The sequence below is a fragment of the Citrobacter sp. KTE151 genome (genome assembly GCF_000398845.1).
Taxonomy (GTDB): domain Bacteria; phylum Pseudomonadota; class Gammaproteobacteria; order Enterobacterales; family Enterobacteriaceae; genus Citrobacter; species Citrobacter braakii.
Genome location: NZ_KB976064.1, coordinates 366,914 through 391,426, shown reverse-complemented (window position 1 = coordinate 391,426; position 24,513 = coordinate 366,914). Strand labels below are relative to the sequence as shown.

At 51.6% G+C, this 24,513-nt stretch carries 21 protein-coding genes, 2 tRNA genes and 2 other RNA genes; 13 read left to right on the top strand and 12 right to left on the bottom strand.

The genetic code is table 11. From position 1 onward, the window contains the following. The first annotated feature begins 23 nt into the window (after window positions 1-23). A complete protein-coding gene (kdsA, locus tag WC7_RS12865) occupies window positions 24-878 on the top strand; it encodes a 3-deoxy-8-phosphooctulonate synthase (protein ID WP_016153290.1) in 855 nt (284 codons plus the stop codon). A 152-nt stretch (window positions 879-1,030) separates the two neighbouring features. Here kdsA and chaA read toward each other — a convergent pair whose 3' ends face one another. Beyond that, a complete protein-coding gene (chaA, locus tag WC7_RS12870) occupies window positions 1,031-2,131 on the bottom strand; it encodes a sodium-potassium/proton antiporter ChaA (protein WP_016153289.1) in 1,101 nt (366 codons plus the stop codon). 275 nt (window positions 2,132-2,406) lie between these two features. Between chaA and chaB the strand changes: the two genes are divergently transcribed. Both chaB and WC7_RS12880 read left to right on the top strand, forming a co-directional pair. Next, window positions 2,407-2,637 (top strand): putative cation transport regulator ChaB, encoded by a 231-nt coding sequence (gene chaB / locus WC7_RS12875; RefSeq protein ID WP_016153288.1) that lies wholly within the window; start codon window positions 2,407-2,409, stop codon window positions 2,635-2,637. Window positions 2,638-2,833: 196 nt separating this feature from the next. After that, entirely contained in the window at window positions 2,834-3,529 is a 696-nt protein-coding gene (locus WC7_RS12880) for a gamma-glutamylcyclotransferase (protein ID WP_003833406.1), read from the top strand. Between the two features lie 54 nt (window positions 3,530-3,583). On the opposite strand, the gene WC7_RS12885 is transcribed toward WC7_RS12880, so the two are convergent. Both WC7_RS12885 and WC7_RS12890 read right to left on the bottom strand, forming a co-directional pair. After that, complete coding sequence (locus tag WC7_RS12885) at window positions 3,584-3,829, bottom strand: DUF1883 domain-containing protein (RefSeq protein WP_003833405.1); 246 nt, start codon at window positions 3,827-3,829, stop codon at window positions 3,584-3,586. Between the two features lie 262 nt (window positions 3,830-4,091). Beyond that, entirely contained in the window at window positions 4,092-4,445 is a 354-nt protein-coding gene (locus WC7_RS12890) for a DsrE/DsrF/TusD sulfur relay family protein (protein WP_016153287.1), read from the bottom strand. A gap of 175 nt (window positions 4,446-4,620) precedes the next feature. Here WC7_RS12890 and WC7_RS12895 point away from each other — a divergent pair, with 175 nt between their 5' ends. Continuing rightward, window positions 4,621-6,006, top strand: a complete 1,386-nt coding sequence (locus WC7_RS12895; protein WP_071601770.1) for a YchO/YchP family invasin — start codon at window positions 4,621-4,623, stop codon at window positions 6,004-6,006. 21 nt (window positions 6,007-6,027) lie between these two features. Here the strand turns inward: WC7_RS12895 and narL are convergent, their stop codons facing one another. Beyond that, window positions 6,028-6,678 (bottom strand): two-component system response regulator NarL, encoded by a 651-nt coding sequence (narL, locus tag WC7_RS12900; protein ID WP_003020756.1) that lies wholly within the window; start codon window positions 6,676-6,678, stop codon window positions 6,028-6,030. After that, the gene (gene narX, locus WC7_RS12905) at window positions 6,671-8,467 is read right to left on the bottom strand and encodes a nitrate/nitrite two-component system sensor histidine kinase NarX (RefSeq protein WP_016153285.1); all 1,797 of its coding nucleotides are present in this window, start codon (window positions 8,465-8,467) and stop codon (window positions 6,671-6,673) included. The genes narL and narX overlap by 8 nt, the downstream gene beginning before the upstream one ends. 340 nt (window positions 8,468-8,807) lie before the next feature. On the opposite strand from narX, the gene WC7_RS12910 reads away from it, so the two are divergent. From WC7_RS12910 to narI, 5 genes are all read left to right on the top strand, one after another. Beyond that, window positions 8,808-10,199, top strand: a complete 1,392-nt coding sequence (locus tag WC7_RS12910; protein WP_016153284.1) for a NarK family nitrate/nitrite MFS transporter — start codon at window positions 8,808-8,810, stop codon at window positions 10,197-10,199. 395 nt (window positions 10,200-10,594) lie between these two features. After that, on the top strand, window positions 10,595-14,338 hold the full coding sequence (locus WC7_RS12915) for a nitrate reductase subunit alpha (RefSeq protein ID WP_016153283.1): 3,744 nt from the start codon (window positions 10,595-10,597) through the stop codon (window positions 14,336-14,338). Next, window positions 14,335-15,873: a nitrate reductase subunit beta gene (gene narH / locus WC7_RS12920; protein WP_003833388.1), complete on the top strand. Its 1,539-nt coding sequence runs from the start codon at window positions 14,335-14,337 to the stop codon at window positions 15,871-15,873. Before WC7_RS12915 ends, narH begins: the two co-directional genes overlap by 4 nt. Continuing rightward, window positions 15,870-16,580, top strand: coding sequence for a nitrate reductase molybdenum cofactor assembly chaperone (narJ, locus tag WC7_RS12925; RefSeq protein WP_016153282.1), 711 nt, complete (start codon window positions 15,870-15,872; stop codon window positions 16,578-16,580). Before narH ends, narJ begins: the two co-directional genes overlap by 4 nt. Next, window positions 16,580-17,257, top strand: a complete 678-nt coding sequence (gene narI, locus WC7_RS12930) for a respiratory nitrate reductase subunit gamma (protein WP_016153281.1) — start codon at window positions 16,580-16,582, stop codon at window positions 17,255-17,257. The genes narJ and narI overlap by 1 nt, the downstream gene beginning before the upstream one ends. A 154-nt stretch (window positions 17,258-17,411) precedes the next feature. Here narI and WC7_RS25550 read toward each other — a convergent pair. The 6 genes from WC7_RS25550 to WC7_RS12955 form a co-directional block, all read right to left on the bottom strand. Then, window positions 17,412-17,543, bottom strand: a non-coding RNA gene (locus tag WC7_RS25550) — RtT sRNA. 44 nt (window positions 17,544-17,587) lie between these two features. Next, a non-coding RNA gene (locus WC7_RS25545) (RtT sRNA) lies at window positions 17,588-17,719 on the bottom strand. A 44-nt stretch (window positions 17,720-17,763) separates the two neighbouring features. Then, a tRNA-Tyr gene (locus WC7_RS12940) sits at window positions 17,764-17,848 on the bottom strand. A 36-nt stretch (window positions 17,849-17,884) separates the two neighbouring features. Beyond that, window positions 17,885-17,969: transfer RNA gene (locus WC7_RS12945), tRNA-Tyr, on the bottom strand. Between the two features lie 156 nt (window positions 17,970-18,125). Further along, window positions 18,126-18,968 carry a formyltetrahydrofolate deformylase gene (purU, locus tag WC7_RS12950; protein WP_016153278.1) on the bottom strand — a complete coding sequence of 281 codons (843 nt, stop codon included), beginning with the start codon at window positions 18,966-18,968 and terminating at the stop codon, window positions 18,126-18,128. 55 nt (window positions 18,969-19,023) lie between these two features. Further along, the gene (locus WC7_RS12955; RefSeq protein ID WP_016153277.1) at window positions 19,024-19,479 is read right to left on the bottom strand and encodes a YchJ family protein; all 456 of its coding nucleotides are present in this window, start codon (window positions 19,477-19,479) and stop codon (window positions 19,024-19,026) included. A gap of 111 nt (window positions 19,480-19,590) precedes the next feature. On the opposite strand from WC7_RS12955, the gene rssA reads away from it, so the two are divergent. From rssA to galU, 3 genes are all read left to right on the top strand, one after another. Further along, window positions 19,591-20,502 carry a patatin-like phospholipase RssA gene (gene rssA, locus WC7_RS12960; RefSeq protein ID WP_016153276.1) on the top strand — a complete coding sequence of 304 codons (912 nt, stop codon included), beginning with the start codon at window positions 19,591-19,593 and terminating at the stop codon, window positions 20,500-20,502. A gap of 90 nt (window positions 20,503-20,592) precedes the next feature. Then, window positions 20,593-21,606, top strand: a complete 1,014-nt coding sequence (gene rssB / locus WC7_RS12965) for a two-component system response regulator RssB (RefSeq protein WP_016153275.1) — start codon at window positions 20,593-20,595, stop codon at window positions 21,604-21,606. A 204-nt stretch (window positions 21,607-21,810) separates the two neighbouring features. Further along, window positions 21,811-22,719, top strand: coding sequence for a UTP--glucose-1-phosphate uridylyltransferase GalU (gene galU, locus WC7_RS12970; protein ID WP_016153274.1), 909 nt, complete (start codon window positions 21,811-21,813; stop codon window positions 22,717-22,719). A gap of 137 nt (window positions 22,720-22,856) precedes the next feature. On the opposite strand, the gene hns is transcribed toward galU, so the two are convergent. Further along, window positions 22,857-23,270 (bottom strand): histone-like nucleoid-structuring protein H-NS, encoded by a 414-nt coding sequence (gene hns / locus WC7_RS12975; RefSeq protein ID WP_003020723.1) that lies wholly within the window; start codon window positions 23,268-23,270, stop codon window positions 22,857-22,859. A 623-nt stretch (window positions 23,271-23,893) separates the two neighbouring features. Between hns and tdk the strand changes: the two genes are divergently transcribed. Further along, window positions 23,894-24,511 carry a thymidine kinase gene (gene tdk / locus WC7_RS12980; protein WP_019076935.1) on the top strand — a complete coding sequence of 206 codons (618 nt, stop codon included), beginning with the start codon at window positions 23,894-23,896 and terminating at the stop codon, window positions 24,509-24,511. The last annotated feature ends 2 nt before the right edge of the window (window positions 24,512-24,513 follow it).

The window sequence follows — 24,513 nt, the reverse complement described above, 5'->3', positions numbered from 1 at the left end:
TACCTACCGTTTAAGGCGATCCTATGAAACAAAAAGTGGTTAGCATTGGCGACATCAACGTGGCAAATGACCTGCCGTTCGTGCTGTTTGGCGGAATGAACGTGCTGGAATCCCGCGATCTGGCGATGCGCATTTGTGAGCACTACGTAACCGTTACTCAAAAGCTGGGTATCCCTTACGTGTTCAAAGCCTCCTTTGATAAAGCCAACCGTTCTTCCATCCACTCTTACCGTGGACCGGGCCTTGAAGAAGGGATGAAAATCTTCCAGGAACTGAAACAGACTTTTGGCGTAAAAGTGATCACCGACGTTCACGAAGCCAGCCAGGCACAGCCTGTTGCTGATGTGGTGGATGTGATTCAGCTTCCGGCATTCCTCGCTCGTCAGACCGATCTGGTGGAAGCGATGGCGAAAACCGGTGCCGTTATCAACGTGAAGAAACCGCAGTTTGTAAGCCCGGGCCAGATGGGCAATATCGTGGATAAATTCCATGAAGGCGGCAACGATAAGGTTATTCTGTGTGACCGTGGTGCGAACTTTGGTTATGACAACCTGGTGGTGGACATGCTGGGCTTCAGCGTGATGAAGAAAGTCTCCGGCAACTCACCGGTGATTTTTGACGTTACCCATGCGCTGCAGTGCCGCGATCCGTTTGGCGCAGCAAGCGGCGGTCGTCGTGCGCAGGTTACCGAACTGGCGCGTGCCGGTATGGCGGTTGGTCTGGCAGGTCTGTTTATTGAAGCGCATCCGGATCCAGCCAATGCGAAATGCGATGGCCCATCCGCGTTGCCGCTGGCGAAGCTGGAACAGTTCCTGACGCAGATTAAAGCGATTGATGACCTGGTGAAAAGCTTCGACGAGCTGGATACCGATAACTAAGTGAGTGTGACAGGCCGGAGTTTCCCTCCGGCCTGCTATTTGAAAAGGGTGTCAAGGTCGTCGTCAGGCACCAGACGCGCCATCAATTGTGTTATATCGGCAGAAAAGAAAACGGTCCTGAAGAGGACCGTGGGGTACGTCTAAAATAATAATCAGGCAAATATTGTCATCAGATAGGCGATAAACAGTGCCAGATGCGCTGCACCGTTAAGCACATTGGTGCGTCCGGTGGAGAAAGAGATCTGACACAGAACCAGTGATGAAACCATCACAATCATCTCTGGCGCCCCCAGCGCAAACATCAAATCATTCCCGGTTGCCCATGCAATCAGCGTCACCACCGGTACGGTCAGCGAAATTGTGGCTAACACCGAACCGAAGAATAAATTCATTGCCCGCTGTACCTGATTGCTCAGAACCGCTTTCAGTGCGCCCAGTCCTTCAGGCGAGAGGATCAGTAACGCGACCAGGAAACCCGTAAATGCGACTGGCGCATTCAGTTCAGTCAGCAAGGTCTCAAGCGGGCTGGCGTTCATCTTGGTCACGGCGATAACAGCGATCAGATGAATGATAAGCCAGGCGGCGTGCCACAGATTGCTGTGCGCTGACGGCTTACCGTGATGCGGGTCATCGTCGTCACCCTCGTCTTCATGCTCGTAAATGAACAGACTTTGGTGCGTTTTAGTTTGAATCAGCAAAAATACGCCGTACATCGCCGCAGAAATTAACGCCACCAACAGCGCCTGCGCGGTAGTGAAATTTGCCCCCGGCAACGCCATCGGGAATACCAGTACAATAATGGCCAGTGGGAACAGGGCGATTAAATACTGCTTAATACCAAATAGGTTCATATACTGAGTGGCAAATTTACGGCCACCTAACAGTAATGAAAAACCGACCAGACCCCCGGTTACGATCATAATGATTGAATACAGCGTATCGCGCATGAGCGTAGGTGCGGCATCGCCGGTTGCCATTAATGCGGAGATTAAGCTGACTTCAAGAATAACAACGGACAAACTGAGGATCAGCGACCCATAGGGTTCGCCAAGTCGATGCGCTAATACGTCCGCATGACGGACAACGCTGAATGCGCTGCTTAATATACCAATAAGGGCCAGCGCATTAATACCGATGACCACTGGTAGTGACTGACTGCTCCCCCAGAAGAACAGTACTACCAGCGCCAAAATCGGGAAGACGAGAGAGGTCTCCTTGTGGCGGGTTTTTACCGCCTCATGTGCTTGTGTCATTGCATTAATTCTCCATCTCTGCAGGTATTTATAATTATAAAAAGTATTAAAGAATGTAAAAAATAACAGAAAACGTGGTTTTGTAGGTGACATTTTACGAAATTTTACTACATCACCTGTTTTCCCTCTCAAAGCGGCCAAAAACCAATTTCTTGTTTATAGACTGTTTAATTAACAGAAGGTTAGGTAAAGAAAATTTTTAAAAATGTCCATTATTGGCGTCTCGCCGCATTGTTAACCACACTTAAGGTTTAGCCTAAAAAGAGGAGTTCACAATGCCCTATAAATCTAAAAGCGACCTGCCTGACAGCGTGCAGCACGTTCTGCCAGCCCATGCTCAGGACATTTATAAAGAAGCTTTCAACAGCGCCTGGGAACAGTATAAAGACAAATCTGACCGCCGTGACGATGCCACCCGAGAAGAGACTGCACATAAGGTGGCGTGGGCCGCGGTTAAAAATGATTACCAAAAAGGTGATGATGGTAAATGGCATAAAAAGACGTAACAGTATCAATTATAATGCCTTTATAAACTCGCTTGCATCAGGCGTTAGCGAATCGTGCTACGCCGCGCGGTTACTGGCTTGCAAGCGAGCGGTGAATTGCCTATTGTCCAGCTATTGGTTTCGAAATGAGCAGTAAAAAAGCCCGGAAGGCGTCAAAAAAGTTGTCGCAGGGAAGCAGCAGTGGCGGAGGTGTAAGGTGTTAACGCGTGATTTTTTATTGAATGCCGACTGTAAGACGGCATTTGGTGCTATTGAAGAATCACTACTCTGGTCAGCGGAACAACGTGCAGCCTCACTGGCCGCCACGCTCGCTTGTCGACCAGATGATGGACCGGTGTGGATCTTCGGTTATGGATCGTTGATGTGGAACCCGGCCTTAGAGTTTGAAGAGTCCTGTACCGGCACATTAGTCGGCTGGCACCGTGCATTTTGTCTGCGCCTGACGGCGGGGCGAGGAACGGCGTGTCAGCCAGGACGCATGCTGGCCCTGAAAGAGGGCGGACGTACCACCGGTGTGGCCTACCGCTTGCCGGACGCGTCGCTGGAACAAGAGCTTTCTCTGCTGTGGAAGCGAGAAATGATCACCGGATGCTATCTGCCGACCTGGTGCCAGCTGGCGCTTGATGACGGCCGTACGGTGAACGCGCTGGTGTTTATTATGGATCCGCGCCATCCGCTGTTTGAGTCAGACACGCGCGCGCAGGTGATCGCGCCGCTTATCGCCACGGCCAGCGGACCTTTAGGCACCAATGCCCAGTATCTGTTCTCGCTGGAACAAGAGCTGGTCAAGTTGGGTATGCAGGATGATTGTCTTAATGATCTGGTGATCACGGTCAAACGATTGTTGGGAGAGAACCTGCCGGAAGGCGTTATGCGGCCAGGGTTTGCCTGAACCCGGTGTGGAATTGCATGCCCGAAAGCCAGGTGCTTTTCGGGCATGTCACGCTTAGGCTGCAATATAACTTATTGAATGCTCAAGCGACTGACTGTGGCTGTCGATCAGCACGTTCCAGACGCCGGTATAGGGCACGGTCAACCATGCGTTATCACGATCCTGCACGCTTAAGATGTCGGACTGCGTGTCTTTGACGTGATTTTTTTCGCTCATCAGATGGATGTGACAGCGCTCGGAACAGCGCACAACCACCGTATCGCCACCAAATAACTTTAAACTTGCCTTCACTAATGCCATTTTTTACCCCGTTCTTGAAAACAACGTACTTTCTGTCGAAAGTGCTGCGTGATGTTGTTCACATTTCACTCATTGCATAACACCAAAGGGGGAGCAACAGGATGCTGATTTTGATCAAAAAATGGCATAACGATTAAACAAAAGTGACAAAACACCTCAAAAGGGTTGAACGGGCGTGTTAACGTTCAACGAAACCGCGCCCATCAAATATTAAATCCGGAAATTATCGACACTTTCAGTGCGCTTGCCTGAAAACGGTATATCAGAAGGTCAACACTTTATCTGCAGCCAGCGTCCATTGAGCCAGTTCTACCAGCGTGCCGACGGCCACTCCGTCAACTAACGGCAGCGCCGTGATCCCACGACCATCGGTGCAGGTTTTGCACAGTTTTACCGGAACATTTTGCGCTGTCAGGATCTCCAGCATTTGCTGAATATTGTAGCCCTCCGCGGGTTTCTGACCACGTAATCCTGCGGTTACGGCGTCAGACATTAAAAACAAACGCAGGTCGAGACCGGCTTCCTGTTCGCGCAGGGCGATAGCCAGACGCAGGCTGTTAAATAACGATTCGCTTCCATAAGCCGCTCCGTTCGCGACGATCACTATCTTTTGCATTTTTACTCCTGTTACTGCATGTAAGTGTTAATAACCGACACGTATGTTACACCTATTTCTCAATGCCAGGATAATCCCGAAAAAAGGGGGAGGGGCTGAAAATCAACGCTGAAAACGTTATGGTTTAAGATAACTATGCCACTGTGGCTAATTGATGTAAGAAACCACTAACGATTTGAGCCGTATTATCTGTTCTTCTCTTGCTGTATTCGCACTCTTGCCGCTGGCAGGCGGTACTGCTAACGCGCAGTCGTGCTTTGTGCACCAGGCTGAAAACCCTTTCGATAACAATAGTGATGGCTTGCCCGACCTTGGCATGGCCCCGGAGTCGCGGGCAGGCGAAAAGCATTTTGCCGAAATGGTCAAAGCGTTTGGTGAAGCCAGCATGACTGATAACGGGCTTGATACCGGTGAACAGGCGAAGCAGTTCGCGTTTGGCCAGGTGCGTGATACGGTCAGCGAACAGGTGAATCAGCAACTGGAATCCTGGCTCTCTCCCTGGGGAAATGCCAGCATCGGGTTGCAGGTTGATAACGAAGGCAGTTTTACCGGGAGTCGGGGAAGCTGGTTTGTGCCGTGGCAGGACAATCAGCGTTATCTTACCTGGAGCCAGCTAGGAGTGACGCAACAGGACGACGGCTTAGTCAGTAATGCGGGGATTGGGCAACGTTGGGTACGCGACGGTTGGTTACTGGGTTACAACACCTTTTATGACAACTTACTGGATGAAAATCTGCCCCGCGGAGGCCTCGGCGCGGAGGCATGGGGCGAATATTTGCGCTTATCCGCTAACTATTATCAACCGTTGTCTTCCTGGCAGGATCGTTTTGCAACCCAGCAACAACGGATGGCCCGCGGCTACGATCTGACCGCGCAAATGCGGATGCCGTTCTATCAACATCTCAATACCAGCGTCAGCGTGGAACAGTATTTTGGCGACCGGGTGGATCTATTTCATTCGGGAACCGGGTATCACAATCCGGTGGCGGTGAACCTCGGGCTGAGCTATACACCGGTGCCGCTGATCACGGTGACAGCGCAGCATAAGCAGGGTGAAAGCGGCATTAGCCAGAATAACCTCGGCTTAACGCTTAGTTACCGTTTTGGCGTGCCGTTAAAAAAACAGTTGATGGTCAGTGAGGTGGCGAACAGCCGTTCACTGCGCGGTAGTCGTTATGATGATCCGCAGCGTAACAATTTGCCGACGCTGGAGTATCGCCAGCGTAAAACGCTGTCGGTATTTTTGGCCACGCCGCCCTGGGATCTCAAACCGGGAGAGACGGTGGCGTTGAAGCTGCAGGTGCGTAGTTTGCATGGGATCCGCCACCTGACGTGGCAGGGCGATACTCAGGCGTTGAGCTTAACGGCCGGCAGCAATAACCGAAGCGCGCAGGGCTGGACGATTATTATGCCGAAGTGGGACAGCAGAGAAGGTGCGACGAACCGCTGGCGGTTGTCTGTGGTGGTAGAAGATGAGCAGGGCCAGCGTGTCTCTTCCAATGAGATCACGCTATCACTGACCGAACCGTTTACTAGCGTTTCGGAAAATGATCCTCGTTAACAATGACGCATGCGCGCGTTATCAGAAAATACGTTCCTGGTGCACCCATACCGCGGCTTCAACACGTGATTTGAGCTTCATTTTCTTCAGCATATGCTTCACGTGAACTTTTACCGTGCTTTCGGTGATGTCCAGGCGGCGGGCGATCATCTTGTTAGGCAGGCCCTGGGCGATGAGCTTAAGAATATCGCGTTCGCGCGGTGTCAGTTGGGTAACATCACGGTCGGACGTTGCGCGATTAGCGCGTAGGCTGGCGGCCAGAACCGGCGTTAAGGCTTCGCTCAGCACCATTTCACCGGCAGCCGCTTGCTGCAATGCTTTCAGCAAATCTTCCGGCTCCATATCTTTCAGCAGATAACCGTCGGCACCGCGCTTCAGTGCAGTAACCACGTCTTCTTCATGATTGGATACGCTAAACACGACGATACGGCCTGACAGTGATTTCTCACGCAGCTTGTCGAGTGTTTCCAGACCGTTCATGCCAGGCATGTTGAGATCAAGAAGGATCAGATCGGGATCAAGGGATTCTGCCAGCTCGATACCCTGCTCACCATTGCTGGCTTCGCCGACAACGGTGATATCGGGCGCCATGCTGACAAGCTGTTTTACACCGGTTCGCAGCATCGGATGATCGTCGATCAACAGGATGGTTGCCGGTTCCAGATTACTCATGGGTATCTCCTTGGACTTCTGTGAAGTTTGTTTCGGGAATAAAAGTGACAGCAACTTCAGTACCGCCTGTCTCGCGACGGCGTACACGGCAATCGCCGCGCAAGCTTTGCGCACGGTCGCGCATGATTATCATGCCGTAGTGGTTACTGCGTTCGGCGTTTTCCGGTACGCCGCAGCCGTTATCTTGCACTGTTAGTCTGACCTGCTTACCATTTTGCACCACCGTTACGACCACTTCATCGGCCTGAGAGTGTTTGAGGGCGTTGCTCAGGGCTTCGCGCGCAATTTGTAGCAGGTGAATCGCCTGATGCGAAGGGACCAGACGCGGTGGCAGCTGATAATCCAGCTTAACCGTAAAGCCAAAACGTGCGCTGTATTCCTGACAGCTGGCTTCCAGCGCCGGTCTCAATCCAGGTTCCGTCAGCTGTAAACGGAAGGTCGTTAACAGCTCGCGCAGTTGCGCCCAGGAGGCGTTTAGCTCGTTACGAATCTGACTGAGCAGCTCGCGGCAGTTATCTGAAAGCGCATCGCCCTGCATCTGCAAACAGCTCACCTGCATCTTCATACAGGAGAGCGATTGTGCAATAGAATCATGAAGTTCGCGCGCAATGGTGGCACGCTCTTCCATCACGATCAACTGCTGCTGACGCTCCTGATGCCTGTCGAGTGCAAGCGTTGCGGTCAGTTGCTCAACCAGGGTATCAACCAGTTGCTGCTGATCGTGGCTGAGATGGCGTCCGTACGGCAAAGTCGCGAGCAGGATACCATACTGGGTATGGGCGTCGGTTAGCCGCCATTTCAGCGTGATACCGCCGTCAATGGCGGGTAGCGTACCGCGCGGACACAACTGGCAGCCTTTCTCATCACAGCTGACATTGGACTGGCAGGTAAATTCCTGATGATTATCTTCATCTTCCAGGTCATAGACCCGCAGTTCAATATCATGCAGCAGGGTCAAATTTTGCAGACCGTTCAGTACCGGAGAGAGGCGTTCGCACAACGGCACCTGAGAGTGCAGACGGCGATTGGCTTGCCACAGGAAAGAGAGGATCTGATTTTTGTGCTCCAGACCCGCCGTTTTCTCCTGTACCCGCTGTTCCAGCACCGCGTAACTTTCGGCCAGTTCTTCCGACATATTATTCAGCGCCGAACCCAGCGCTGCCATCTCATTACGCCCACTGATATGTGCGCGTTGGGTAAAATCACGTTGACTGACGGCTCGCGCCATCGCCAGCAGTTGTTTCCACGGCTGTAACAGGCGCACGCGCAGCCAGATAATGGTGAAGACCAGCAGCAACGCCATAAATACGGCCATCAGGCGATGCAGCAAGACGACGCGTTCAATGCGTAACTCGGTGGTATGGTCAAAGGCGGTGACCAGCTTATCCAGTCCGCCCACAAAGCGCCTGACATCCTGCGCTACCGCATCGGGCGTTTGCGCATGCGCAAGCCCCGGTGCCAGTTTGGTGTGCCAGTAATCCTGTAAGGCTTTTAACTGCGCCTGTTGTCCGTCACGCTGCGCGGCACGCGTCAATTCCGGGCTAAACGCCGTTTGCTCCATTTCATCCAGCAGTGGTTGATCGTTGGCGTCCAGCGGTATGGCCGCCAGCAGGCGATAGCTTTGCATGCGTAGCGATCCCGCTTTGTTGATTGCATGCGCGCTACCCTGAACGCCCTGAACCAGCCAGCCAGAGACTGCCATACCCGCCACGCCGATGGCAGTAGACAATAAAACAATCAGCGCCACCTGGTTGACCAGCGTAAGCGGGGAAAGACAACGTTTAAACATGGTGACTTGTTCCTTCGGGTTTTCGTAAAGCCGAAAACCTTATTGAATGACGATTCTGCTGCAGGCAGTGGCGTTATTCTCGGCGATACACTGGAGTATACCCATACCTCAAACGGGCTACCCCTTAATTGCCGCCAGAGGGAGAGATCCTAAACGAGGGGGAGTAGGGGACGACAGAAGCGTGAAAAACCACATCTTTTTTACCGAAGTTATGTACTCATTTAGGATGATGATAAATTTCAGGCATCAATAATGACACCTTTTCCTTTGATTTATATCAACTTACCTCCAGCTGTAAACCCTAATGTGGCAGGCATCGAAACAAGTATCAGAGGTGTCTATGAGTCACTCATCTGCCCCGGAAAGGGCATCTGGAGCTGTAATTACTGAATGGCGGCCGGAAGATCCCGCCTTCTGGCAGCAGCGTGGTCATCGAATCGCCAGCCGTAACCTGTGGATTTCCGTCCCTTGCTTGCTGCTGGCGTTTTGCGTGTGGATGTTATTTAGCGCCGTGGCGGTGAACTTACCGAAAGTCGGATTTGATTTCACCACTGAACAACTGTTCATGCTGACGGCATTACCTTCGGTGTCCGGTGCGCTGCTGCGTGTACCGTACTCCTTTATGGTCCCCCTGTTTGGTGGACGTCGCTGGACGGCGTTCAGCACCGGTATCCTGATCATTCCTTGCGTATGGTTAGGTTTTGCGGTGCAGGATACCTCCACGCCATTTAGTACCTTTATCATTATCTCCCTGTTGTGCGGTTTTGCCGGTGCGAACTTTGCCTCCAGCATGGCAAACATCAGCTTCTTCTTTCCAAAACAGAAACAGGGCGGCGCGCTGGGTCTGAACGGTGGTTTGGGTAACATGGGCGTCAGCGTGATGCAGTTGGTCGCTCCGCTGGTGGTTTCACTGTCAATCTTTGCCGCATTTGGCAGCCAGGGTGTTGAACAACCGGATGGTACGCAGCTGTATCTGGCAAACGCTGCATGGATTTGGGTCCCGTTCCTGGCTGTATTAACGCTGGCCGCATGGTTTGGTATGAATGAACTGGCAACCTCAAAAGCTTCGCTGAAAGAGCAACTGCCGGTGCTGAAACGCGGGCACCTGTGGATTATGAGCCTGCTGTATCTGGCAACCTTCGGTTCATTTATCGGTTTCTCTGCCGGTTTCGCGATGCTGTCAAAAACGCAGTTTCCTGAGGTACAGATCCTGCATTACGCCTTCTTTGGACCGTTGATTGGCGCCCTGGCTCGTTCAGCAGGCGGCGCAATCTCTGACCGGCTGGGGGGGACCCGCGTAACGCTGGTGAACTTCGTGCTGATGGCTATTTTCAGTGCCTTACTGTTCCTGACGCTGCCATCAAACGGTGTCGGTGGCAACTTTATCGCCTTCTTTGCGGTGTTCCTGGCGCTGTTCCTGACGGCTGGTCTGGGGAGTGGTTCAACCTTCCAGATGATCTCTGTTATCTTTCGCAAGCTGACGATGGACAGAGTGAAAGCTGAAGGCGGTTCAGAAGAGAAAGCGATGCGCGAGGCGGCGACCGACACCGCGGCAGCGCTGGGCTTTATCTCAGCTATTGGTGCGATCGGCGGCTTCTTTATCCCGAAAGCATTCGGTACGTCCCTGGCATTAACTGGCTCTCCGGTCGATGCGATGAAAGTATTCCTGATCTTCTATGTCGCCTGTGTGGTTATCACCTGGGCGGTGTACGGACGTCATTCTAAAAAATAAAAAAGTAGTAACTGTTGATTATCCATTGCGCGGTGTTAGACCGCGCTTTTTTTTGCCCGCAATTAGTTACAACATACTTTTATGTTGTGGCACGACAACAGCCTGTTAGAACGGTGCTCGTAATATGCTAAACAGGGGGGATACCCCTTAATACCCACTTATAAAGAATTTAACATTTGTATGATAAGTGAGTTTAAAAAACTTAATAAAATTCAATATGTTGATTGATTTATCGATATCCCACTAAGGGGGTATGTGAAAATCGACCCTTAATTTTCATCCCTGCCTGCCTTGATCGTTATCAATTCTCACGCCCTTTCAGAGCGTTACCTTCGCTCTCAATCAAGCAATGTCGATTTATCAGAGAGCCGTCAGGCTCCTACAGGAGAAAACCGATGAGTAAATTCCTGGACCGGTTTCGCTACTTCAAGCAGAAGGGCGAAACCTTTGCCGATGGGCACGGCCAGCTTCTCAATACCAACAGGGACTGGGAGGATGGATACCGCCAGCGTTGGCAGCATGACAAAATCGTGCGTTCAACCCACGGTGTAAACTGCACCGGCTCATGCAGCTGGAAAATCTATGTGAAAAATGGTCTGGTGACCTGGGAAACCCAGCAAACTGACTACCCACGCACTCGTCCAGATATGCCCAACCACGAGCCTCGCGGCTGCCCGCGTGGTGCAAGCTATTCATGGTATCTCTACAGCGCTAACCGTCTGAAATACCCGCTGATGCGCAAACGTCTGATGAAGATGTGGCGTGAAGCAAAAAGACTGCACAGCGATCCGGTAGATGCATGGGCATCCATTATCGAAGACGCCGATAAAGCAAAAAGCTTCAAACAAGCGCGTGGTCGTGGTGGATTCGTTCGTTCTTCCTGGCAGGAAGTGAATGAGCTGATTGCCGCATCTAACGTTTACACCATCAAAACCTATGGTCCTGACCGCGTCGCAGGCTTCTCGCCGATCCCAGCGATGTCGATGGTTTCTTATGCGTCCGGCGCACGTTATATGTCGCTGATTGGCGGGACCTGCCTGAGCTTCTATGACTGGTACTGTGACCTGCCGCCAGCCTCCCCGCAGACCTGGGGCGAGCAGACCGACGTACCGGAATCTGCCGACTGGTATAACTCCAGCTACATTCTGGCATGGGGCTCTAACGTACCGCAGACCCGTACCCCGGATGCGCACTTCTTTACTGAAGTTCGTTATAAAGGCACCAAAACAGTAGCAATTACTCCGGACTACGCAGAAATCGCCAAACTGTGCGACCTGTGGCTGGCTCCGAAGCAGGGAACCGATGCGGCGATGGCAATGGCGATGGGTCATGTCATGCTGCGCGAGTTCCACCTCGATAACCCGAGCCAATATTTCACCGACTACGTACGTCGTTATACCGACATGCCAATGCTGGTGATGCTCGAAGAGCGCGACGGCTACTATGCTGCTGGTCGTATGCTGCGTGCTGCGGATCTGGTTGACTCTCTGGGCCAGGAAAATAACCCGGAATGGAAAACTGTCGCTATCAACAGCAACGGCGAAATGGTTGCGCCAAACGGTTCAATTGGTTTCCGTTGGGGCGAAAAAGGCAAATGGAACCTTGAGCAGCGCGACGGCACGTCCGGTGATGAAACCGAACTGCAGCTCAGCCTGCTGGGTAGCCAGGATGATATCGCTGAAGTGGGCTTCCCGTACTTTGGTGGCGAAGGCACCGAGCACTTCAGCACAGTCGAACTGGAAAACATTCTGCTGCATAAATTGCCCGTTAAACGCCTGCAACTGGCCGATGGCTCTACGGCGCTGGTGACCACCGTTTACGATCTGACTATGGCCAACTACGGCCTGGAACGTGGTCTGAACGATGAAAACTGCGCGACCAGCTACGATGACGTGAAAGCGTACACGCCAGCGTGGGCAGAAAAAATTACAGGCGTATCACGTTCTCAGATTGTGCGCATTGCCCGTGAATTTGCGGATAACGCAGATAAAACGCACGGTCGTTCGATGATTATCGTCGGCGCCGGTTTGAACCACTGGTACCACCTTGATATGAACTATCGTGGCCTGATCAATATGCTGGTGTTCTGTGGCTGTATCGGCCAGAGCGGCGGCGGCTGGGCCCACTACGTAGGGCAGGAAAAACTGCGTCCGCAAACTGGCTGGCAGCCGCTGGCGTTTGCTCTTGACTGGCAGCGTCCGCCTCGTCATATGAACAGTACCTCCTACTTCTATAACCACTCCAGCCAATGGCGCTATGAGACGGTGACTGCGCAGGAACTGCTGTCTCCGCTGGCAGACAAATCCCGCTATAGCGGTCATTTGATTGACTTTAACGTTCGCGCTGAACGTATGGGCTGGTTACCGTCTGCGCCGCAGTTAGGGACTAACCCGCTGTATATCGCGAAAGAAGCGCAGAAAGCAGGTATGACGCCGGTGGACTACACCGTTAAATCCCTGAAAGAAGGTTCTATTCGCTTTGCGGCAGAGCAGCCGGAAAACGGTAAAAACCATCCGCGTAACCTGTTTATCTGGCGTTCAAACCTGCTCGGTTCTTCCGGTAAAGGCCACGAGTACATGCTCAAGTATCTGCTGGGTACTGAACATGGTATTCAGGGCAAAGATCTCGGCCAGCAGAGCGGCGTGAAGCCAGAAGAAGTGGAATGGCAGGATAACGGACTGGACGGCAAACTGGATCTGGTCGTTACGCTGGACTTCCGCCTGTCGAGTACCTGTCTGTATTCCGATATCGTGCTGCCGACCGCTACCTGGTATGAAAAAGACGATATGAATACCTCGGATATGCATCCGTTTATTCATCCTCTGTCTGCGGCCGTTGACCCGGCCTGGGAATCGAAGAGCGACTGGGAAATCTATAAAGCCATCGCCAAGAAATTCTCTGAAGTTTGTGTGGGCCACCTCGGTAAAGAAACCGACGTCGTTACGCTGCCGATTCAGCACGACTCCGCCGCTGAACTGGCGCAGCCGCTGGACGTGAAGGACTGGAAAAAAGGGGAATGCGACCTGATTCCAGGTGTTACGGCGCCGCACATCATGACCGTTGAGCGTGATTATCCGGCAACCTACGAGCGTTTCACCTCCATTGGTCCGCTGATGGAAAAAATTGGTAACGGCGGTAAAGGGATTGCCTGGAACACCCAGAGCGAAATGGATCTGCTGCGTAAGCTCAACTACACCAAGGCTGACGGTCCGGCGAAAGGCCAACCGATGCTGGATACCGCAATTGATGCAGCTGAGATGATCCTGACGCTGGCTCCGGAAACTAACGGTCAGGTTGCCGTTAAAGCCTGGGCGGCGCTGAGTGAATTTACCGGTCGTGACCATACGCATCTGGCGTTGAATAAAGAAGACGAAAAAATTCGTTTCCGCGACATCCAGGCGCAGCCGCGCAAAATTATCTCCAGTCCGACCTGGTCAGGTCTGGAAGATGAACATGTGTCTTATAACGCCGGTTATACCAACGTTCATGAGCTGATCCCATGGCGTACGCTGTCTGGTCGCCAGCAGTTGTATCAGGATCACCAGTGGATGCGTGACTTCGGTGAGAGCCTGCTGGTATATCGTCCGCCAATTGACACCCGTTCGGTGAAAGCGGTGATCGGCGAGAAATCTAACGGTAACCCGGAAAAAGCGCTCAACTTCCTGACGCCGCACCAGAAATGGGGTATCCACTCCACCTACAGCGACAACCTGCTGATGCTGACGCTGTCTCGCGGTGGTCCGATTGTGTGGATGAGCGAAGTTGATGCGAAGGATCTGGGTATCGAAGATAACGACTGGATCGAAGTCTTCAACAGCAACGGTGCGCTGACGGCGCGTGCAGTTGTCAGCCAGCGTGTGCCGGCCGGGATGACCATGATGTACCACGCGCAGGAACGTATCGTTAACCTGCCGGGTTCTGAAATCACCCAGCAGCGCGGCGGGATCCACAACTCGGTAACCCGTATTACGCCGAAACCAACTCACATGATCGGTGGTTATGCGCAACTGGCATACGGCTTTAACTACTACGGTACCGTCGGTTCAAACCGCGATGAGTTCGTAGTTGTACGTAAGATGAAGAACATTAACTGGTTGGATGGCGAAGGCAATGACCAGGTACAGGAGAGCGTAAAATGAAAATTCGTTCACAAGTCGGCATGGTGCTGAATCTCGATAAGTGCATCGGCTGCCACACCTGTTCAGTGACCTGCAAAAACGTCTGGACCAGCCGTGAAGGTATGGAGTACGCCTGGTTCAATAACGTCGAAAGTAAGCCTGGCGTTGGCTTCCCGAATGACTGGGAAAACCAGGAAAAATGGAAGGGCGGTTGGATCCGTAAAATCAACGGCAAACTGCAGCCGCGCATGGGTAACAAAGCACTGCTGCTGGGTAAAATCTTTGCTAACCCGCATCTGCCGGGCATGGATGATTACTATGAGCCGTTTGATTTTGACTACCAAACGTTGCACAACGCCCCAGCAGACAGTAAGGCGCAGCCGATTGCCCGTCCGCGTTCGCTGATCACCGGTCAGCGGATGGATAAAATCACCAGCGGTCCGAACTGGGAAGAAATTCTGGGGGGCGAGTTCGAAAAACGCGCCAAAGACCAGAACTTCGAAAACATGCAGAAGGCGATGTACGGTCAGTTCGAAAATACCTTCATGATGTATCTGCCGCGTTTGTGTGAGCATTGCCTTAACCCGGCGTGCGTGGCGACCTGCCCAAGCGGCGCTATCTACAAGCGTGAAGAAGATGGCATCGTGCTGATCGACCAGGATAAATGCCGCGGCTGGCGTATGTGTATCACTGGCTGCCCGTATAAGAAGATCTACTTCAACTGGAAGAGCGGGAAATCTGAGAAGTGCATTTTCTGCTACCCGCGTATCGAAGCCGGTCAGCCGACCGTTTGTTCCGAAACCTGCGTAGGCCGTATTCGTTACCTCGGCGTACTGCTGTATGACGCAGATGCGATCGAAAGTGCGGCAAGCACGGAGCACGAGAAAGATCTGTACCAGCGTCAACTGGATGTGTTCCTCGATCCGAACGATCCGGCTGTTATTGAACAAGCGCTGAAAGATGGTATTCCGCTGAGCGTCATTGATGCCGCACAGCAGTCGCCGGTTTACAAAATGGCGATGGACTGGAAGCTGGCGCTGCCGCTGCATCCGGAATACCGCACGCTACCGATGGTCTGGTACGTGCCGCCTTTGTCACCGATCCAGTCTGCCGCCGATGCGGGTGAGCTGGGCAGCAACGGTATTCTGCCGGACGTTGACAGTCTGCGTATCCCGGTTCAGTACCTGGCGAACCTGCTGACCGCAGGCGACACTCAGCCGGTACTGTTGGCGCTGAAACGTATGCTGGCGATGCGTCACTACAAACGTGCGGAAACCGTTGACGGTAAAGTTGATACCCGTGCGCTGGAAGAGGTGGGCTTAAGCGAAGCGCAGGCACAGGAAATGTATCGTTATCTGGCGATTGCTAACTACGAAGATCGTTTCGTGGTACCGAGCAGCCATCGTGAACTGGCACGTGACGCGTTCCCGGAGAAAAGCGGTTGTGGCTTTACCTTCGGTGACGGTTGCCACGGTTCTGATACTAAATTCAATCTGTTCAACAGCCGCCGCATCGACGCTGTCGATGTGACCAGCAAAACGGAGCCGCACCAATGATTGAACTTGTCATTGTTTCGCGTCTGCTCGAGTACCCGGATGCTGCCTTGTGGCAGCATCAGCAGGAACTTTTCGATGCACTCGCGTCATCTGAGAACCTGGATAAAGAGGATGCCCAGACTCTGGGCATTTTCCTGCGCGATCTCACCGCGCAGGACATGCTGGATGTGCAGGCAAGCTATAGCGAACTGTTTGACCGTGGCCGCGCCACCTCGTTGCTGCTGTTTGAGCATGTACACGGCGAGTCCCGCGATCGTGGTCAGGCTATGGTTGACCTGATGGCGCAGTATGAACAGCACGGTCTGCAGCTCGACAGCCGCGAACTTCCCGATCATCTGCCACTGTATCTGGAATACCTTGCGCAGTTGCCGAAAAGCGAAGCATTAGGGGGGTTACAGGATATCGCGCCGATTCTGGCGCTGCTCAGCGCTCGCTTGCAACAGCGTGAAAGCCGTTATGCGGTGCTGTTCGATCTGCTGTTAAAACTGGCGAATACCGTTATTGACAGCGATAAAGTGGCTGAAAAAATTGCAGATGAAGCGCGTGACGATACCCCACAAGCGCTGGATGCGGTCTGGGAAGAAGAGCAGGTGAAATTCTTCGCCGATCAGGGGTGTGGTGAGTCGGAAATTTCCGCTCACCAGCGTCGTTTTGCCGGGGCCGTTGCGCCGCAGTATCTGAATATCACCACCGGAGGACAGCAATAATGCACTTCCTGAATACGTTCTTCTTTGACATCTATCCGTACATCGCGGGTTCTGTCTTTCTGATTGGCAGTTGGCTGCGTTATGACTATGGGCAATATACCTGGCGCGCGGCTTCCAGTCAGATGCTGGATCGCAAAGGGATGAACCTGGCGTCAAACCTGTTCCACATCGGGATCCTGGGGATTTTTGCCGGGCACTTCCTTGGCATGCTGACACCACACTGGATGTATGAAGCGTGGCTGCCGCTTGAAGTGAAACAAAAGATGGCGATGTTCGCGGGTGGTGCCAGTGGTGTGATGTGTTTGATTGGCGGCGTCCTGCTGCTGAAACGCCGCCTGTTCAGCCCACGTGTGCGGGCGACCACTACCGGAGCGGACATTCTGATCCTCTCCCTGCTGGTGATCCAGTGTGCGCTGGGCCTGCTGACCATTCCGTTCTCCGCCCAGCATATGGACGGCAGCGAGATGATGAAGTTGGTGAACTGGGCGCAAACAGTGGTGACCTTCCAGGGGGGGGCGTCTCAATATCTGGATGGCGTCGCGTTCATTTTCCGTATGCACCTGGTGCTGGGTATGACGCTGTTCCTGTTGTTCCCGTTCTCGCGTCTGGTACACATCTGGAGCGTTCCGGTCGAATATCTGACGCGCAAATACCAGATTGTTCGTGCGCGTCATTAATCGGTTATCTGTGTAAGACAAAACCCCGCTCCGGCGGGGTTTTTTTACGACTAATTGCCGGATAAGCATTGTGCATCAGGCAAATTGCCGACCCGAATTGGGCTTGATCGAGGGACATTACAGATGGATGGGATGCTGGTGCTTTATGAGGTGATGGTGGTGGGGGAAGGATTACTCAGCGCGGTGCGCTTCGCCCTTCGGGTCGTTGCCTGCGGCAACGCTTTCTCGCTAACGCTCGAATCGAACCTTAGTCGAGGCTTCTCATCCTTCCCGTCCGGGCAGAATATGAGGCATTACAGATGGATGGGATGCTGGTGCTTTATGGGGTGATGGTGGTGGGGGAAGGATTACTCAGCGCGGTGCGCTTCGCCCTTCGGGTCGTTGCCTGCGGCAACGCTTTCTCGCTAACGCTCGAATCGAACCTTAGTCGAAGCTTCTCATCCTTCCCGCTGGGGCAGAATATGAGGCATAACAGAGGGATTGGATGCTGGTGCGTTATGAAGTGATGGTGGTGGGGGAAGGATTCGAACCTTCGAAGTCGATGACGGCAGATTTACAGTCTGCTCCCTTTGGCCGCTCGGGAACCCCACCAGGGGTATACTAATTTTATGAATCTATCGAAATGAATGGTGGTGGGGGAAGGATTCGAACCTTCGAAGTCGATGACGGCAGATTTACAGTCTGCTCCCTTTGGCCGCTCGGGAACCCCACCACGGGGTAATGCTAGTTACTGGCCTGCTTCCGTTGGAAGCGGGGCGCATCATATCAAATGATGCGCCCCTGTAAAGTATTCCGTTGATAAAAAAGAACTGGTTGCCTGATTTTTACGCGTAAAGATGTAAAGGTAACCAATTCAATTATCAATCGATTACAGAATAATCGTTCGGTTACCGTAAACAAAGACGCGTTGAGCCAGAACCTGATACAGCGCGCGGCTTAATACATTTTTCTCAACGTCGCGACCCGCACGCATCATGTCTTCCGCGGTGTAGGTGTGATCCACATGAATTACGTCCTGCATAATGATTGGGCCTTCATCGAGGTTATCATTCACGTAGTGGGCTGTTGCACCGATGATCTTCACACCGCGCTCATAAGCCTGATGGTAAGGGCGAGCGCCAATAAACGCTGGGAGAAATGAATGGTGAATATTGATAATCTTATTCGGGAAGCGTGACACAAATGTTGGCGTCAGAACGCGCATGTATTTTGCCAGCACGACATAGTCAGGTTGGTGCGCGTCGATAGCGTCGGCCATTTTCAGGTCATGTTCGTCACGCGTTAAACCTTCGTGGCTGACCAGCTCAAACGGGATATCAAACCGCTCAACCAAAGGTCGCAGCGTCTCGTGGTTGCCGATCACAGCGGCGATTTCAACATCCAGCCCGCCATAATTGGCCTTCATTAACAGATCACCCAGACAATGTGCTTCCTTGGTGACCAAAATGACGATACGGCGGCGTCCTGCTGGCGTTAATTCACGAATGGAGCCATCTGGAAGGGCACTATCCAGATCGGCAAGCAGCGTGACGTCGTTAAAAATACCCTCCAGTTCGGTACGCATAAAAAAGCGCCCGGTACGGTGGTCCACGAACTCATTGTTCTGCACGATGTTCAGTTCATGCTTGTAACAGATATTCGTAATGCGCGCGATCAGACCTTTTTGGTCCGGGCAAATAGTACGCAGCACTTTTCGTTGTAATGAATGCATTTGCAGCGGTGATCCTGTTGAGAATGTTTGCAAAATTGATACTGTCGGGCGTTGATTAGCCGCAGCACTTTTTAAATTTTTTACCGGAGCCACAAGGGCAGGTATCGTTTCGTCCAATTTGAGGGCGTGTACCGTCTATATAGTACCACTGACCGTTTTCTTTTAAAAAACGAGAGCGCTCGATAATTGCACCTGTTTTACCTTGTTCAGAAAATCGCGCAACAAAGCTGACATAGCCGATATTTTCTGTGTCTGCCGTTTGTTGTTCAAAAACGGTCAGCCCGAGCCATTCGGTGTGGCTAAATCCTGCGATAATGTCGTCGCGAAACGCGGCTGCATGACAGTCCGGATGCCAGGTCTTGATAAGGTAATCTGCGTCTTTCATCACAAAAGCACAGTAACGAGAACGCATGAGGTGTGACGGCGTAGGTGCTACTTGCGCGCCGGACACATAACGGTAGCAACATAGGCTATACTCGACAGCGCTACCACAGGGACAAAGCTGAGACACAAAGTACTCCCTGGAATAAAAAAACGGCGTAAAAACGCCAGGGTAGCACTATGTTAACTGAGCGGTAGCGATGTTGCTACGTCTGCAAGCCAGGGGAAGTTTGTACGTACAATGAGAAAAATAAAAATTGGGCTGGCGCTAGGTTCCGGCGCGGCGCGAGGTTGGTCGCATATTGGCGTTATTAAGGCCCTAAAGCATATGGGCATTGATGTTGATATTGTGGCAGGGTGTTCCATTGGTTCGCTGGTTGGTGCAGCCTACGCATGCAATAAGTTACCTGCTCTCGAACAATGGGTTTGTTCTTTCAGCTATTGGGATGTCTTACGTCTGATGGATCTCTCGTGGCGCAGGGGCGGTTTACTGCGTGGTGAACGGGTATTCAATCAGTACCGTAATGTCATGCCGGTAGAAGCAATTGAGCAATGCACTCGCCGTTTCGCAACTGTGGCTACTAATCTGAGTACGGGTCGGGAGCTCTGGTTCACGGAAGGTGATTTGCACCTGGCTGTTCGGGCCTCCTGCAGTATTCCTGGTCTGATGTCCCCTGTAGCGCATAATGGTTACTGGCTGGTCGATGGCGCGGTGGTGAATCCCGTTCCTGTATCCTTAACTCGCGCGATGGGCGCTGATATCGTTATTGCCGTCGATCTGCAACACGATGCGCATCTTATGCAGCAAGATTTACTCTCCTTCAACGTCAGCAGTGATGCCGAAACGGGTGATGATGTCGACGCGCTTTCATGGCGTGCCCGACTGAAAGAGCGCTTGAGCAACATAACGGCCAGGCGTGCGGTAACCGCGCCGACGGCGATGGAGATCATGACGACTTCTATTCAGGTTCTGGAAAACCGTCTGAAACGTAACCGCATGGCCGGTGACCCGCCAGATATCCTGATTCAGCCGTTTTGTCCGCAAATATCCACGCTGGATTTTCACCGCGCCAGCGCAGCAATTGCTGCTGGACAACTGGCGGTCGAGAAGAAAATGGATGAACTTCTACCCCTGGTGAAAACCAACATCTAACGCATTTTTTATCAACACTTAAGCAAATTCTGACAGGCGTGAGTAGCAATAGCATGCCACTATTTACTAAAGCCAGTCAGGGGGGAGAATATGACGCAGCCATTGGTCGGAAAACAGATTCTTATCGTTGAGGATGAGCCGGTATTTCGCTCACTCATGGACTCATGGTTTTCCTCTTTGGGAGCGACAACGGCGGTAGCTGGCGATGGACTTGAAGCACTTGAATTACTCGGGCACTTTAACCCCGACCTGATTATCTGCGACCTGGCTATGCCACGAATGAACGGCCTTAAGCTAGTAGAGTATCTGCGTAATCGTGGCGATCAGACCCCCATCCTGGTGATATCAGCGACGGAAAACATGTCTGATATAGCCAAAGCACTGCGATTGGGTGTGGATGATGTGCTGCTAAAGCCGGTAAAGGACCTGAACCGCCTGCGCGAAACCGTCTTTGCTTGTCTGTATCCGAATATGTTTAATTCACGCGTGGAAGAAGAAGAGCGGCTGTTTCGCGACTGGGATGCGATGGTTGGTGATCCCGCCGCTGCAGCGAAGCTGTTACAAGAATTACAGCCTCCTGTGTCGCAAGTTATTTCACGATGTCGGATCAACTATCGTCAATTGGTAGCCGCCGATCAGCCGGGGCTGGTACTGGATATTGCACCGCTATCGGACCATGACCTTGCGTTTTATTGTCTGGATGTGACGCGGGCAGGGGATAATGGCGTTCTGGCAGCATTGTTACTGCGGGCGCTATTTAACGGTTTGCTGCAGGAACAGCTCGCGCATCAAAATCAACGATTGCCGGAGCTCGGTGCGTTATTGAAACAGGTTAACCATTTATTGCGCCAGGCTAATTTGCCCGGACAATTCCCTTTGCTGGTGGGTTATTACCACAGCGGATTAAAAAACCTGATTCTGGTATCAGCAGGGCTGAATGCGACATTAAATACAGGTTCCCACAATGTACAAATCAGCAATGGCGTTCCGTTGGGAACCTTAGGGAATGCGTATCTTAATCAACTGAGCCAACGTTGCGAATCCTGGCAATGCCAAATTTGGGGGGCCGGTGGTCGGCTGCGCCTGATGTTGTCTGCAGAATGAACAACCGAGTGGAGTGAGAATGAAATTGACTCACTCCCCTCATGCTGTGAGTGCTACTATCAGCGCCAGATTTATTCGTATTTATCTTAATTATACCGACGCGCGTCCTTTTCAGACCAGAAGCTTGTCGCGGTACTGATATACTTGGATGCGATACAGATTGATGAACACGTTCAATACATGAACAGTCCAGGAGAGTTTTAAATGGCTGCCCTTAATTCAAAAGTCAAAAAGGCCGTTATCCCGGTTGCGGGATTAGGAACCAGGATGTTACCGGCTACGAAAGCAATCCCGAAAGAGATGCTACCGTTGGTTGATAAGCCATTAATTCAGTACGTCGTAAACGAATGTATTGCTGCGGGCATCACTGAAATTGTACTTGTAACTCACTCGTCTAAAAATTCGATTGAAAACCACTTCGATACCAGCTTTGAACTTGAAGCTATGCTGGAAAAACGTGTAAAACGCCAGCTTCTGGAAGAAGTGCAATCTATTTGTCCGCCACATGTCACTATTATGCAGGTGCGTCAGGGACTGGCCAAAGGTCTGGGCCACGCGGTATTGTGCGCGCACCCGGTGGTTGGCGATGAGCCCGTTGCGGTTATCTTGCCGGACGTCATTCTTGACGAATACGAATCTGATTTATCACGCGACAACCTTGCCGAAATGATTCATCGTTTCGATGAAACAGGCAGCAGCCAGATTATGGTTGAGCCGGTAGAAGATGTTACCGCTTATGGTGTTGTTGATTGTAAAGGCGTTGAATTAGCGCCGGGCGAAAGCGTACCGATGGTTGGCGTTGTTGAAAAGCCGAAAGCGAATGTGGCGCCATCTAATCTGGCCGTCGTGGGGCGTTACGTCCTTAGCGCGGATATCTGGCCTCTGCTGGCAAAAACGCCTCCGGGAGCCGGTGACGAAATTCAGCTGACTGATGCTATCGATATGCTGATTGAAAAAGAAACGGTTGAAGCTTATCACATGAAGGGCAAAAGCCATGACTGTGGTAATAAGCTGGGCTATATGCAGGCGTTCGTTGAATATGGTATTCGCCATAATACTCTCGGCGCTGAATTTAAAGCCTGGCTGGAAGATGAGATGGGTATTAAGAAGTAACCTGCTGGTATTATCAGGTCTGAACGGTGCTGTTAATCCAGCACCGTTTTTTTATACCTAAACTGGGTAGGGACTGTGCGAAGTACAGGTAAAAAAAATCCCGCCAGTGGCGGGATTTTAAGCAAACTATTTCTGAATTATTCCTTGATTAAGAAATCGTCCAGTTGTTTACCTTGTTCTTCCATCGCTTTTTTGATCACTGCCGGCGTACGACCCTGACCAGTCCAGGTTTTAGTTTCACCATTTTCGTCAACATAGCTATATTTAGCCGGACGTGCAGCGCGTTTAGCTTTGGTGCCAGATTTAACAGCAGCCATGCTATTCAGCAGTTCGTTCGGGTCAATGCCGTCAGCGATCAGCATTTCACGATATTGTTGCAGTTTACGAGTACGTTCTTCAACTTCAGCAGCTGCAGCGCTTTCTTCTTCACGGCGCTCGCTAACAACAACTTCTAATTTTTCCAGCATTTCTTCAAGCGTTTCCAGAGTACATTCTCTTGCCTGCGCACGAAGAGTACGGATGTTGTTCAGAATTTTAAGTGCTTCGCTCATTGTAGTAATCTCAAACTTATATTGGGGGTGGTTTGTTGAGCTAATAATAGAGCGATAAATTCAGTTGTGCAATAGCCAGGAATGTAAGGAATTCAAAATTGCGCTTTATTTAGTATCAGAATTAATTTATCTGTCTTAAATTCACCGCGACGTTGGGCATAAAAAAGGCTTATTGGTGAGGGGGCTTCTCAGCAGCTGAGAGTAAAAATTCAAGATTCAGGTCACATTTCATGGTGTACAAATAGTATCTCTTTGCAGTGATTTCAACCTTTTGTATTAGTTTTGCTTACATGAATTCGCTAATACATGGCGACAGTGGGTAGATTCAATAACAATAAGGGAAGGGTTTCTTTATTGTCGTAAGAAGATAAGCGGTATGGATAAACTTCATGAGCACTATTTGTGAAAGAGTGTGTATATACCCGTCCAGTTTCAGGCTACCTGGGCTATGACTGGAGTGTACTAGCGCTCCCATGTCACTTAAAGGATCGGTTATTTAGGCGACACTGAGCGAGTCTGAACGCCTATTTATACGCCTATGCAGGCAACGCTACACCGACACGTTCGTGAAATATGGTACAATCCTGCCCATATTTATTTCCCCGGGTGAGGGCCTACGGTCAATGGCACAGCTATATTTTTACTATTCTGCAATGAATGCCGGTAAGTCGACTGCATTGCTGCAATCTTCGTACAATTATCAGGAACGTGGGATGCGTGCCGTGGTATATACAGCGGAAATTGATGACCGCTTTGGTGCTGGAAAAGTAAGTTCACGTATAGGTCTGTCGTCACCTGCAAAATTGTTTAACCAAAATTCATCATTGTTCGAAGAGATTCGGGCTGAGAATGAGCAGCAAAGAATTCACTGTGTACTGGTTGATGAGTCGCAGTTTCTGACTCGACAGCAGGTTTATGAATTATCTGAAGTTGTCGATCAGCTGGATATTCCCGTGTTGTGCTACGGCTTGCGTACCGATTTTCGTGGTGAGTTATTTGGCGGCAGCGAATACCTGTTGGCGTGGTCAGATAAACTGGTTGAATTAAAAACCATTTGTTTCTGTGGGCGTAAGGCCAGCATGGTGTTGCGTCTTGATCAGGCAGGACGACCTTATAACGAGGGCGAACAGGTGGTGATTGGCGGGAACGAACGCTATGTATCGGTATGCCGTAAACATTATAAGCAAGCACAGTCTGAGGGCTCTCTGACGGCGATACAAGAACGACACAACCACGACTAACT